Annotated in this window: 11 protein-coding genes and 1 pseudogene; 9 read left to right on the top strand and 3 right to left on the bottom strand. The window is 52.6% G+C overall.

Annotated elements, in window-relative coordinates:
- Nucleotides 1-68: 68 nt before the first annotated feature.
- The 8 genes and pseudogenes from ACQY5R_RS06405 (at nt 69) to ACQY5R_RS06370 (ending at nt 9,036) form a co-directional block, all read left to right on the top strand.
- Entirely contained in the window at nt 69-1,514 is a 1,446-nt protein-coding gene (locus tag ACQY5R_RS06405) for a helix-turn-helix domain-containing protein (protein ID WP_428605967.1), read from the top strand.
- A 515-nt stretch (nt 1,515-2,029) separates the two neighbouring features.
- Entirely contained in the window at nt 2,030-3,601 is a 1,572-nt protein-coding gene (locus ACQY5R_RS06400; protein WP_428605965.1) for a methyl-accepting chemotaxis protein, read from the top strand.
- 396 nt (nt 3,602-3,997) lie between these two features.
- The gene (locus tag ACQY5R_RS06395; RefSeq protein ID WP_428605962.1) at nt 3,998-4,174 is read left to right on the top strand and encodes a hypothetical protein; all 177 of its coding nucleotides are present in this window, start codon (nt 3,998-4,000) and stop codon (nt 4,172-4,174) included.
- Between the two features lie 138 nt (nt 4,175-4,312).
- Nucleotides 4,313-5,100 (top strand): annotated as a pseudogene (locus tag ACQY5R_RS06390) (diguanylate cyclase domain-containing protein); the annotation flags it as partial.
- Entirely contained in the window at nt 5,098-5,979 is an 882-nt protein-coding gene (locus tag ACQY5R_RS06385) for a putative bifunctional diguanylate cyclase/phosphodiesterase (protein WP_428606302.1), read from the top strand. The pseudogene ACQY5R_RS06390 and the gene ACQY5R_RS06385, both read left to right, overlap by 3 nt.
- A 193-nt stretch (nt 5,980-6,172) precedes the next feature.
- Complete coding sequence (locus ACQY5R_RS06380) at nt 6,173-6,670, top strand: substrate-binding periplasmic protein (protein ID WP_428605960.1); 498 nt, start codon at nt 6,173-6,175, stop codon at nt 6,668-6,670.
- Entirely contained in the window at nt 6,670-6,897 is a 228-nt protein-coding gene (locus tag ACQY5R_RS06375; protein ID WP_428605958.1) for a hypothetical protein, read from the top strand. The genes ACQY5R_RS06380 and ACQY5R_RS06375 overlap by 1 nt, the downstream gene beginning before the upstream one ends.
- Nucleotides 6,898-6,909: 12 nt before the next feature.
- Nucleotides 6,910-9,036: an ATP-binding protein gene (locus ACQY5R_RS06370; protein ID WP_428605956.1), complete on the top strand. Its 2,127-nt coding sequence runs from the start codon at nt 6,910-6,912 to the stop codon at nt 9,034-9,036.
- A 414-nt stretch (nt 9,037-9,450) separates the two neighbouring features.
- Here ACQY5R_RS06370 and ACQY5R_RS06365 read toward each other — a convergent pair whose 3' ends face one another.
- On the bottom strand, nt 9,451-10,116 hold the full coding sequence (locus tag ACQY5R_RS06365; RefSeq protein ID WP_428605954.1) for a hypothetical protein: 666 nt from the start codon (nt 10,114-10,116) through the stop codon (nt 9,451-9,453).
- Between the two features lie 147 nt (nt 10,117-10,263).
- On the opposite strand from ACQY5R_RS06365, the gene ACQY5R_RS06360 reads away from it, so the two are divergent.
- Nucleotides 10,264-10,920, top strand: coding sequence for a class I SAM-dependent methyltransferase (locus ACQY5R_RS06360; protein WP_428605951.1), 657 nt, complete (start codon nt 10,264-10,266; stop codon nt 10,918-10,920).
- 173 nt (nt 10,921-11,093) lie between these two features.
- Here ACQY5R_RS06360 and ACQY5R_RS06355 read toward each other — a convergent pair whose 3' ends face one another.
- Together ACQY5R_RS06355 and ACQY5R_RS06350 are read right to left on the bottom strand one after the other, a co-directional pair.
- A complete protein-coding gene (locus ACQY5R_RS06355; protein WP_428605949.1) occupies nt 11,094-11,462 on the bottom strand; it encodes a rhodanese-like domain-containing protein in 369 nt (122 codons plus the stop codon).
- Nucleotides 11,463-11,686: 224 nt separating this feature from the next.
- Nucleotides 11,687-12,670 (bottom strand): DUF3362 domain-containing protein (locus ACQY5R_RS06350; RefSeq protein ID WP_428605947.1); only part of this gene is annotated, 984 nt, incomplete at its 5' end.

Genomic DNA, 12,670 nt, shown 5'->3' with positions numbered 1-12,670 from the left:
ATGCTGTTTGTTATGTATTTTTATGCAAGTATATTTGCAAATAAGCATATTCCACGAGTAGACGTCGAATGACTAAGCTGACCAATCTGGGTAGTCGAATCCGGAAACTGCGTGACCACAAGGGGCTGACCCAGGCCGCCTTGGCGGAAAAGATGGCGATCTCGGCCAGTTACCTGAATCAGATCGAGAATGATGCCCGCCCGCTCAACAAGCGCATTCTGACCAAGCTTGAGCTGGCCCTGAATATCGATTTCACCGACTGGACCGAAGATGAGGACCGGCGTGCCAACCAGCTCAGGGAGTCCCTCAACGACCCGCTGTTTCGCGGCACCGACATCCCGATTCACGAACTGCGCGAAGTGGTCTCCACCTCATCCCGGCTAGCCGACCGATTCCTGCAGCTGTTCCGGGCCTATCAACGGCTGCAGGTGGACCACCAGACCCTGGCGGAATCGATTGCCGGTGAAGAGCGCATCAAAGCGCTGCACGGAGCCCAATTTCCCTATGAAGAGGTGCGTGACTTTTTCTATCGCCGCAACAACCATATCGACGCCCTCGATCAAGCGGCCGAAAGCCTGTTTGAGCAGCAGGGCTTCAGTATCGATGACCTGGAGCAAGGGTTGGCGGAATATCTGCAACATCAACACGGTATCTCGGTCAAGCTGAACAGCTTTGAAGAGAAACGTTCGCTGCAGAAAAAGTTCGATGCGCAAAACCGCGTCCTCTACCTGACCAAACCCTCTTCACCGGCCCGCCGCGCCTTCCACATGGCACACCAGATTGCGCTACTGGCCTTCCATGATCTGATCGACCAGGAGCTGCAGGATGCCGACCTGGTGAGCAGCCAGGCCCAAGCCATCTGCCGGGTAGGTTTAGCCAACTATTTTGCCGGCGCCTTGCTGATGCCCTACAGCCAGTTTCTCAACAACGCCAAACGGCTGCGCTATGACATCGGTTGCCTGAGTGGTCTCTACGGCACCAGTTTCGAGCAGGTGTGCCACCGTCTCAGCACCATGCAGCGACCTGGTGACAAGGGCGTCCCGTTCTATTTCGTGCGGGTGGACATGGCCGGCAATATCTCCAAGCGACAGAGCGCCACCAGCTTCCATTTCGCCCGCCTGGGCGGCGTCTGTCCGCTGTGGAACGTGCACGAAGCGTTCTCTTCTCCCGGCACCATCCTACGACAATTGGCCCGGATGCCGGACGGCAAGACCTATCTCTGCCTGGCACGCACGGTCCACGAAAGCGGCACCAGCTACCTGCAACCGCAACGCAAATTTGCCATCGGCCTGGGTTGTGAAATCAAGCATGCCCATAAGCTGATCTACTCCACCGGACTGAACCTGGAAGACCAGGATGCGGTAGAACCGATCGGCGTCAGTTGCCGAGTGTGCGAGCGGCGGGACTGTCCGCAGCGTGCCTTCCCACCCCTGTCACGGCGCATCAGCATCGACGAAAATGCCCGCAGCGCCTTCCCTTATTCATTTGAAGGGTCCGAGGCAAACGACGGTTGATCTAACCATTGGCCCGACCGGCTGGCCCAACCTGCTTAACCGGTATGTACTTTGGAGTTGAAGCCGCCCCCCCGGTGCGTTGGCCGACCACAAGCACGTGGATAAGCGGCAACTCTCCTGCCTGAATGCCATTGAGAAACTGAACTGCCTTTATTGTAGCGATAGCAACGGGGTAGTGGACTATTGCCGGGAGATCAGTGCGTAGACGCCAGCCCCTATCTTCACGAGAGGCTACTCGCTGACTGCGAAGATGCCGAAACATATTGGAAACAGCCAAAGAACCTGCATCCGCATTGGGCCGGAATATGCAGTTATTTCCATGTGGATGGTTTTATATCCCAACAGACTGTTGAGATGGGTTAGCAGCGGCTCTGAAACGAGTTGATATTTTTTCTTCACGGAGAATATTTATCTCTACTATAAGTATGGTAATAAGGGTTCCAGTAATGAGTACCTCCTTTTAAGTAGTCAAGCAGAATGAATTTAATGGACAACTTTTTAGAGAGATTGTGACAATGAAAACGAATATGCCGATCACCGAAAATGAACAGCTGTTTGATGAGTATCAGCGGATCATCTCCACAACCGATTTGAAGGGATGCATTACCTATGCAAATCAATCGTTCATCCAGATCAGCGGATTTGATGAGGAAGAGCTACGCGGAAAGTCGCACAATATTGTGCGGCACCCTCACATGCCGGCCGAGGCTTTCGCCAACTTGTGGGAAAATATCAAGGCTGGCCATGATTGGATGGGGTTGGTACAAAATCGCTGCAAAAATGGTGATTTCTACTGGGTGAATGCCTATGTAAGCCCGGTATATTCGGGAACGGAACTTGTTGGTTACCAGTCTGTTCGTACCAAACCGCAACGAGAATACGTGAAACAGGCCGAAAAAACCTATCGGAGAATACGCGATGGACGTGGACTGTGGCCAAAGCTCCATTTGTCTCAGGCAGTACGAATCTGGCTTCTCAATCTGGTAGTGATGCTGTTGCCGGCACTGCTTGTAGTCTGGTGGACAGATGCCAGTGCGATGGTCGGTGTGATTGTCACGGCTATCATGCTGGGTTCGGCTTTCTTGTTAACGCATCTGCAGATGCAACCCTGGCGGCGCTTGGCTTCCAAGGCCAGAAATCACTATCAGAGCGAGCTCTCATGCGCTGCCTACTGCGGTGATCCTGGCGAGGCAGCACAAATAGAAGTTGCCCTGAATGCCCTCAACTCCTCCAAGACGACGATGATTGAGTTGATCCTTGATGCCTCCAGGCAGTTACGCGATCTGGTGGATACTACCAATGAGATTGTACGACGTAACGATGAAGGTATTAGCCAGCAGAAATTAGATATCTCTCAACTAGCCACAGCCATCACGGAGATGTCTGCCACGATAAAGGAGGTGGCCCGAAATGCTCTGGATACGTCGATGAATGCAAACCAGGCAGGTGAAGAGGCGGACCAGGGTAAGGTTGTAGTGAACAGCGCCGCCGCCTCCATAGAGGGACTCGCGCACGAGGTAGATACCGCTTCAAAGCTGATGTCGCAACTGAAAGATGATGCACTAAGAATCAATGATGTTCTCGATGTCATCAAGGGTATTGCCGATCAGACCAATCTGTTGGCGTTGAATGCCGCTATCGAAGCGTCACGGGCGGGTGAAAGCGGACGGGGATTCGCGGTGGTCGCTGACGAGGTACGCACACTGGCACAACGCACCCAGGAATCGACCATTGAGATTGAATCCACCATCAACAATTTAAATCAGCGGGTTGATGAGGTGGTTACCGCGATGGATAGTGGACGCGAGCAGGCGAGCCAGAGTGTCACCGAGGCGAGAAATGCCGGTGAAAGGCTGCAAAAAATCGTCTCTGTGGTGTCTAAATTGCATGAAATGAATGTGCAGATAGCAACCGCCACCGAGGAACAAAGCGCCGTCATGGAAGATATCAATCGGACTATGGTCAGTATCCAGGGTGTTGCCGAATCACTCGAATCAACTTCCAGACAGTCCACTGAGTCTGGTAAGAGGCTGAGTACTATGTCGGATGGCTTGGGTACCGTGGTGGCTCATTTCAAGAAGGGCTAATCGGGCGGGCCGAGCCTGTCGGGTTTGATGATCCTGGAAATTGTGGGTGTGTATCCCCTATCGCAGTACCATTTGTTCGTAGTCTTTAAGGGGCCTCGGGAACAAGCATACCTGTTGTTTTAGAAGTCCTGAGCAAAGAGAGCAATTGTCACTAATATTAGAGTTAATTGTTCTTTTCAATGAACCGAAAGATTTTCAAATACTGGGTATTTAAATGACTACGTTACTTATGTTTATAAAGTTTTTGATAAGTGGCCTAACATTTGGAATTGGAATAGATCTGTTTCTCCAGCAACAATAATAAATGGCTCCCATAGGATTCGAAGAGCAGCAGGATTATTAAGGGATAAGCGCATCCTTACTAGCCTGAATCAGGCGATAGATGCGGAGCGACTCATGAAAAATAATCTTCCGATTGCCTCGACAGAAGTCATGCTCGGCGGTGACGAGCGCATCATTCCGATTACCAGCCTGTCAGATATCCGCCCAGCTGCGCGCAGATCGCTTCGCGTAGAGAATACAAACGATACGAGCAGGGTATTAGGTGCGTTAATCAAACAGTCTGAAAGCTGATATGAAATACAACACAATTCTGCTGGTCGACGATAACCCCGCCAATATCAAGCTGGTGGTTGACTCTCTTGAGGCGCAGAATACAAGGTAGCTGTAGCGCAAAATGGTCAGGAAGCGCTTCAGCGACTTAAGCGGGCTCATCTACCAAAGCCTGACCTTATCCTGCTGGATGTGATAATGCCTGGCATCGATGGTTTTGAAACCTGCCAGAGAATAAAGGCCATACAAGATTTACGTGAAATTCCCGTGATATTTATGAGTGCCTTGACGGACACTGCTGACAAGGTCTCCGGGTTTTCCATGGGAGGGGTCGATTACATCACCAAACCGATTCAAGTTGAAGAGATGCTGGCACGCATCAAGACTCATCTTGAACTAGCCGAGTTGCGTAAAAAGCTTGACTGGCGCATAAAAATGCGGACTCAGGAACTCGTCGATGTGAACAACTCCCTGCGACATGAGATAGAGGAAAAAAAGCGAATAGAAGAACAAGTTCGCTACATCGCAACTCACGATTCATTGACCGACCTGCCTAACCGGGTTTTACTCGAGGACCGTCTCAACCTGTTGATCGCACAAGCAGAACGTCGCAATGAAAAAGTAGTATTAATGTTCCTCGACCTAGATCAGTTTAAAATTGTAAACGATTCTCTGGGACATCATGTCGGCGACGAGTTACTACGGGAAGTTTCCCAGAGGCTAAAGAACAGTTTACGAAATGAAGATACTGTCGCAAGATTGGAGGAGATGAATTTGTTCTCTGTTTTCCCATTCATGATTGCGATGAAGAGATCCATCTAATTGCCAAGAAGGTTTTTGATTCACTGCGCGAGCCTTTTTGCGTTGATAAACACAATCTCCACGTCGGATCCAGTATTGGGGTCGCAATCTTTCCAGATGACGGAAATGATGCTGATATCCTGATGCGTAATGCCGATATCGCGATGTATCATGCCAAACGGTCTGGCAGGGCGGAAATCAAGTTGTATACCGCCGATTTAAACGAGAACGCACATGCCCGCCTAAATATGTCTAATTTGCTCAGGAAGGCGATAACGGACCGCGAATTGTACATGGAGTACCAACCACAGATTGATCTTGGTTCCGGGAAAATTATCGGTGCTGAAGCGCTTATGCGATGGTGTCGACACGATGGGACATTGATATCTCCGGCAGAGTTTATTCCAGTAGCAGAATCAAATGGCCTAATCAAGGAGCTTGGCGAGTGGGGGCTGCGTCAGAGTTGTCAGGAACTGAGGCGGTGGCATGATGCAGGATATGGCCACTTGCGCATGTCCGTTAACATCTCAGTGCCACAATTGCATTCGGCCGGCTTTGTAGAAGCAACTCATGGTGTCATTAATGAATTTCAGTTACCGCCGCAGCAGCTTGAACTGGAGATCACCGAAAGCCTGCTCATGCAGCATAGTAAAACCAATCTGAGAATTTTGCGTGATCTCAGTGAATTTGGTATTCGACTCTCTATCGACGATTTCGGTACAGGCTATTCAAGCCTGGCCTATCTACAGGACTTTCCTGTCAATATACTGAAAATCGATCTTTCATTTGTTAGAAACATGGGTACTGAACATGGCAATGCGATTCCATCAGCCATTATTGCGATGGCTCATAGCCTGCATCTGAAGGTGGTTGCGGAAGGCATCGAGTCGGCGGTACAGGAGAACATCCTGAAATCATTGGGTTGTGACTTTGCACAAGGCTTCTATTATAGCCGAGCTGTTCCGGGTAAAGACCTCTTGGAGATGTGTGACACCGGAATATCCCAGATAACAAGGGAGAGTTAGTTTAGCTGCAAGGTTCACGATTCGTACCGGAAAACACATCTAACATGTTGAGGTGACTATCATGCAAGTCTCCAATGTTCGGACCAGGCACGTACATCCTCCTGTAACGAGTAAAAGTGGATTCTTCTATAGCAATTACTATAGTGTTTTCACCATACGTTTGATACACGCGGTATATCTATTCATTTGTCTCATGGCACTCACCCTAACTCTACCACGCCCAACCGTGGCGCAGCAGCTAACGATTGTTTCAGACCCCTACCCGCCGCTTGGTTATGTCAAAAACGGAGAGATTGTCGGGTTTACGGTGGAGCTTCTGAAGGAACTCCTGAAGCGAACCGGCATTGATGGAACTTTCGCCATGTACCCCTGGGCTCGGGCATACGAACTAGCCCAGCAGGAGAAAAATATCCTTATTTACCAGCTGACCTGGACTGAGGAGAGAGATCGTCTGTTTCAATTGGTTGGCCCTGTGGTCGGAGATACAGACGCCCTTTGGAAATTGAAGAAACGAGAGGATATCGTCCTTGACAGCTTGGACGATGCAAAACAGTACCGTGTGGGCGTCGTCAGGGATTATTATGTTCACAAATACCTGCTGGAACATGGCTTTGAAGACAGTAAGAATCTGGAGCCGATTCATGATGACGATCGAACATTAAAAAGCTGGTTTCCGGGCGCATTGATTTAATGTTTCTTGCGGAGTTCATTTTCCAGTATCGAATTAAAGAACTGGGCTTAAACAAGGATGATTTTGAGATCACTCTTCCGGTCACATCAAATGAAGGTTTTCTAGGCTTCAGCCGGCAGACTTCTCCGGATATTGTGGCACGATTTGAACGTGCCCTGGAGGAGGTCAAGGCTGATGGTACGTATGATGCCATTCGAGAGCGCTATGGCATAAGTCCCACAAAATAAACAGAAATTGAAATGAGCGCAGTATTGGAAAACAAGACAAGATCCAGATCTATATCCAGACGACTTGTGGCGGTATTGACAACCGCCGTCGTTCTTGTATTTCTTGCCACCATGTCGGCGCTCTATATCGGAGCAATACGTGAACAGGAAACTGATCTGACACGAAAAGTCGACGAATACACAGAATATCTGGCCGAAGCCCTGGCTGTCCCGCTCTGGAACTACGACGACAGGACCACCCAAGCAATATCACAAGCCTTTCTTCAGAATGAACTTGTCGAGGGTGTGATCGTCAGAAATAATTCTGGGGTCGTGGTATTTAGTGAAGTGGGACAGGGTCAAGCGCTCCTCAAGAGGAGCGGCAAAATTGTTTACCGAGGGCTGCAACTGGGAGAGGTTGAACTGACCGTTACCAAGCGATTAGCCAGCGAAGCCGGGCACAAGCTGTTGACCACCTTTGCCACAATTATACTCGTGGTCTGTCTCTCTCTTTCCCTGCTCACCTACCTGTTGGTGCGTCTTTTTCTGAGAAAGCCTGTCGATCTCCTCGAACAGATGATACGCCCTTATGCTGCCGGTATTTATGACCAGCAGATGCCTACTCTTCCCTATCGCGAGTTTCAAACCTTCGGCCGTACCCTGACGCGGATGGGCGAAACTATTCGCTCTCAGATGGCGGAATTGAGGACACATCGGGATAAGCTTGAAGAAATCGTTCGGCAGCGAACAGCAGATATGACCATTGCCAAAGAACAGGCAGAAAATGCGAACCATGCAAAAAGCATATTTCTGGCCAACATGAGCCATGAACTGCGGACTCCGCTAAACGCCATCCTGGGATTCACTAACATAATGCTAAAGGACACGCGGATCCCCGATAACCAGAAACAAAACCTGCACATCATCAGCCATAGCGGCGAACACCTGTTGATCCTGATTAATGACATATTGGATATGGCCAAGATCGAAGCGGGTCGGGTACAGCTGAAAAATGCACCTTTTGACCTAGGTGCTATGGTACGCGATGTTACCGATATGATGCGCCAGCGCGCCGAGGTCAAGAATCTGCTACTGGTGATCGATCAAACATCGCTGTTCCCACGCTACATCGTAGGAGACGAAGCCCGCTTGAGGCAAATTCTAACCAACCTAATAGGCAACGCCATTAAATGCACCGAACAGGGAGGCGTGACCCTACGCCTTGGCACCAAGAACAACAAGACTACTCACCTGCTGATCGAGGTGGAAGATAGCGGTATCGGCATCACACCAGAAGATCAACAACGCATCTTTGAACCCTTCGTGCAATTGGACACACGGTTTAGCAAGGGCACCGGGCTCGGGTTGAGTATCACCCGTCAATTTGTACGATTGATGGGCGGAAGTATCAGCCTGGAGAGTGTGCCTAGCAAAGGCTCCCTGTTCAGGGTCGATTTGCCATTGAGTGAGGCTGAGGAAAGTGCCATCCTGAAACCGAAACAAGCAGAGGTGGGCGACGTAACGGGCTTGGAACCGGGGCAACCCGAGTACCGCATTCTGATCGTGGAAGACCAGCGAGACAATCAGTTGCTGTTAGCTCAGCTACTGGAGTCTGTCGGATTCCAGGTCAAGATAGCCGAGAACGGCGCGCAAGGCATCCAACTGTTCCAAAGCTGGCATCCACACTTCATCTGGATGGATCAACGCATGCCCGTGATGGATGGTATGGAAGCGACAAAGCGCATCCGCGCACTACCTGAAGGCACGAAAGTAAAAATCGTGGCAGTGACAGCCTCGGCATTTACCGATCAGTGCAGCGAATTACTCGCGGTCGGGATGGACGACTACGTCCGTAAGCCCTTCCGTTCAGCAGAAATCTACGACTGTCTGACGAAACACCTCGGAGTAAAATATACTTACAAAAGTCCACCCGCTTCGCTAGAGCAGGATGAAGCCTTAACACCGGAGATGTTGGATAGGCTGCCAGGGGAACTGCGTCGCGATCTCACCGAGGCGCTGGAAAGTCTGGAAATTGAGCGTATAGAGTCGGTCATACAGCAGATCTCTTTGCACGACAAGGTTTTAGAAAATAAGCTGAGGCAGTTCACCAGGTACTTCGATTACCACGCAATACTGAAAATACTACAGCAGAAGCAATGAGGTATCCGACATCGACGGAGCGAGCGGCTGATCCAGCGCGCGCGCCTATCTGACCCAGGTTAATAGCACGGTAAACTATTTGGCGTCTTGCTCCCCCGGCATTCGCGCCATAGATGGTGGTGGATCTTGGTAGATCAAAAGGGAGGCGCTGGGTTTTAGCTGTTCAACCTCGAATGGGGAGGGGTATCATTCATGGCGTGAGTTTCCAGGTGCACCGATGATAGGTCTGAAGCCCCCCCGCCAAACCAATTGTCGATAACCTTCAAACCCTGCACGTGACGGCCGGGCGCTGAGGTGCTGCAGCGGTCCGATTCCAGCCGGTCGGTCTCGTGCCCCTGTCATCGCACCTTAAAAATCATTACAGCTCTCAAAAAGACTTCCACAATCCAGCGAATCTCATGGACGTAAAGGCGATCAATAGGCCGGTGACATCATATCTTCGCCTTGATACATAAAGCCCATGTGTTGCTTGGCTTGCATCAATCCCCCTTCCCCCTTCATCCAACTCACCTGCCCGTCACCGTTGGCATCAAAACCGTCGATGATGTGCTGCGTCAGCTCGTTTATCCGATTGACCAGCTTGGCTGCGTCCGGCGAGCTGCTTGCCGCCTGAACCTGCTGCCCCAAGGCGACAACCTCTTTACCCAGTGCCGCCGCATTCTCCGCGGCCGTGGCCACATGTACAGCATGGGTTTTAACATTGCCGCTGGCACCCTCACTCTTGGCCGCCAAGTTGATATGTTTTGCCACACCGCTCGCCGCCTTGATCACGCCATAACCGAGCCCAGGACCTTTGATCGTGGAAGCCGGATCCATGGCGTGCATCACGTGCGTGGCATGCATCTTCATCCAAGCCAGGTCATCCGGCTTGCTGGCAGCAAAACCGGCGTGTTGCCGGGCAATCTTGGCCTCCGCTATCGCAGTGGGCAGCAACCCGGCCTTGTTGGGTGTATCACCCCAGGATGTCGTGACATGGCCCATATGCGCATGGGACATATTGACCGAATCCATTTTGTTGGGAGTGGCGGCGTAACAGCCACTGATAAACAGGGCGAGCATAAGCGGAAGAATCAATTTCATAACGGTACTCCTCGGTAATTTTTGTGGTAGACACTCTAACTAACACCCGGATGCCGGAATTTATTCCACCCGCCATACAAATTTATTGTTCCCCTGGCGATCCCCGCCAAGCGGCTCCGTTCAGTGATTTAATCCATTAGCAGTTGTATGCTTAAGCAAATCGACACAGAGACAACCATGACCACCGACCGCAAAACACATTGGGAACATATCTACCAAACCCGGGACGCCGAGGCGGTAAGCTGGTTCCAGCCCACTCCAGCCCTGTCACTGGCGTTGATTCAGCAGTGCGACCTGGCCCCCGACCACACCATTCTCGATGTGGGCGGCGGTGCATCCACCCTGGTCGACCACCTGATTCAGGCCGGCTATCAAGCCATTACGGTATTGGATATTGCCCAACAGGCGCTGGAGATAGCCCAGCAAAGGCTTGGCAAGGCGGCAGAACAGGTGCAATGGCTGGTGGCGGATGCCACCGATTTTCAACTGGCACACCAAGTCCACCTCTGGCACGACCGGGCGGTGTTTCACTTCCTCACCCAGGCCCATGATCGGCACGCCTACATCGGCAATCTAAAAAAGACGCTGCTGCCTGGCGGTCACCTGATCATCGCCGCCTTCGCCCCAGAGGGACCCAAACAGTGCAGCAATCTGGATATCGTGCAATACGACAGCCGCAAGATCTCCCTGGAGCTGGGACACGCCTTTGAGCTGCAGCAGACCCGACAAGAGATCCACACCACCCCGGCCGGTGCCGAACAAGCGTTCAACTATTTCCTGTTTCGTTACACGCCGGCACTTTGAATCCAATCGCGCCACCGCGAGACCCTGGGGGCAATCCCATTGGTTGCCCTTCCATTTAGTGACGCCCAGGGCAGGCACGGGGGCCTGCCCCTACGGATTGAAGAGTCCCCTGCGGAACCTTACCCCCACTCCCTTGAGGGAGCGGGGGTATACTTACCACCGCCTCCGAACCGTTAGCGCTCGGTCGGATAACCGGCGTCCAGCCAGCCCTGAGTGCCCCCATCAATGTAGTAGACGTGGTTGAACCCTTGTTGCTTCAGGGTATGGGCAGCAAGCGCCCCCATCGGGCCGCCCTGACAGGCGGTGATAATGGTCTGCTGCCGGTCGCTCAACCGCTCATCCCTGGCCGACTCCAGTTGATCCAGCGGCAGGCTGATGGCGCCCGGAATGATACCGGTGGTGGCGGTGATGTCATACTGATTGCGCGGGTCCAGGAACAGCAGGTCCCTGCACTCCTCTTTCAACTGCATGGCTTGATGCGCGGTAACTGATGGCACGGCCGCCATGGCCTCTTTCACTCGGGTGTTGAAACACTTTTCCATGATTGCTCTCCGAAATTAAACATGTCCTGTCCATAACTGCTTATTTCGCGCGGGGAGGTGGCCACCGATTACCTACGCTTAGAGGTAAAGACGCAGGGCTGCGTAAAAAGGTCCAGAAAATGAAACGGGCTGACACGGGTATTACTGGCCGCCATGTCGCACGCGGCAGGCAATAGGCAGAGAACAGTATTCGATGCCGTTCAGCTTTGGCATGTTTTGGCGAGCTAGCGCCGTTTTGTGGAGCGTCCCTTTCGTCCCGCAGGCGACCGGGCCGGCCTTGCCCGACCGCTGTGGGCGGCGGCCGGTTTGCGCGACTCGCCGGTACGGGCAGACTTTCCGCCGGTACCCCCCGGTTGCCAGCTCGGCACCAGATGCCGCTTACCGTTGCCGATCAGATCGGCCCGGCCCATCTGCTTCAGTGCCTCGCGCAGCAGCGGCCAGTTCTCCGCATCGTGGTAGCGCAGGAACGCCTTGTGGATACGCCGTTGGCGCCCGCCCTTGGGGGTGGACACCTGTTCCGAATCGCGCTTCACCTTCTTCAGCGGATTGCGCTCGGTGTGGTACATGGCCGAAGCGATCGCCAGGGGTGTCGGCAGGAAGGCCTGCACCTGGTCCAGGCGGAAGTCATTCTGCTTCAACCACAGCGCCAGATTGAGCATGTCCTTGTCCGAAGTCCCGGGATGGGCGGCGATAAAGTAAGGAATCAGGTACTGCTCCTTGCCCGCCTCCCGGGAATACTTCTCGAACAGCTTCTTGAAGCGGTCATAGGTACCGATGCCCGGCTTCATCATCTTGTCCAGCGGCCCCTCTTCGGTGTGTTCCGGGGCGATCTTCAAGTAACCGCCCACGTGGTAGGTCACCAGCTCCTTGATGTACTCGGGGTCCCGTACCGCCAGGTCATAGCGCAGGCCTGAGGCGATCAATACCCGCTTCACCCCGGGCACCGCCCGCGCCTTGCGGTAAAGCTGGGTCAGGGAGCTATGATCGGTCTGCATGTGCTTGCAGACATCGGGAAACACACAGGAGAGCCGGCGACAGGCGGACTCAATCTTCTCGCTCTCGCAGCGCATCCGGTACATGTTGGCGGTCGGTCCGCCGATGTCGCTGACGGTCCCCTTGAACTCCGGGTCGGCGCCCATCGCGCGGAGTTCCCCGAGGATCGACTCCCGGCTGCGCGACTGGATGATCCGGCCCTGGTGGGTCGTGAT

This window comes from Sedimenticola sp. (assembly GCF_050289425.1).
GTDB lineage: Bacteria > Pseudomonadota > Gammaproteobacteria > Chromatiales > Chromatiaceae > Sedimenticola.
The sequence above is the reverse complement of the archived record's forward strand: the minus strand, read 5'-3'. Positions and strand labels throughout refer to the sequence as shown.

What these genes read in the sequence shown, in the direction of transcription:
- ACQY5R_RS06375 (WP_428605958.1), top strand. Translation starts at nt 6,670, where the DNA reads ATGTTTCTTGCGGAGTTCATTTTCCAGTATCGAATTAAAGAACTGGGC.
- ACQY5R_RS06370 (WP_428605956.1), top strand. Translation starts at nt 6,910, where the DNA reads ATGAGCGCAGTATTGGAAAACAAGACAAGATCCAGATCTATATCCAGA.
- ACQY5R_RS06400 (WP_428605965.1), top strand. Translation starts at nt 2,030, where the DNA reads ATGAAAACGAATATGCCGATCACCGAAAATGAACAGCTGTTTGATGAG.
- ACQY5R_RS06365 (WP_428605954.1), bottom strand. Translation starts at nt 10,116, where the DNA reads ATGAAATTGATTCTTCCGCTTATGCTCGCCCTGTTTATCAGTGGCTGT.
- ACQY5R_RS06360 (WP_428605951.1), top strand. Translation starts at nt 10,264, where the DNA reads ATGCTTAAGCAAATCGACACAGAGACAACCATGACCACCGACCGCAAA.
- ACQY5R_RS06395 (WP_428605962.1), top strand. Translation starts at nt 3,998, where the DNA reads ATGAAAAATAATCTTCCGATTGCCTCGACAGAAGTCATGCTCGGCGGT.
- ACQY5R_RS06380 (WP_428605960.1), top strand. Translation starts at nt 6,173, where the DNA reads ATGGCACTCACCCTAACTCTACCACGCCCAACCGTGGCGCAGCAGCTA.
- ACQY5R_RS06385 (WP_428606302.1), top strand. Translation starts at nt 5,098, where the DNA reads ATGCGTAATGCCGATATCGCGATGTATCATGCCAAACGGTCTGGCAGG.
- ACQY5R_RS06405 (WP_428605967.1), top strand. Translation starts at nt 69, where the DNA reads ATGACTAAGCTGACCAATCTGGGTAGTCGAATCCGGAAACTGCGTGAC.
- ACQY5R_RS06355 (WP_428605949.1), bottom strand. Translation starts at nt 11,462, where the DNA reads ATGGAAAAGTGTTTCAACACCCGAGTGAAAGAGGCCATGGCGGCCGTG.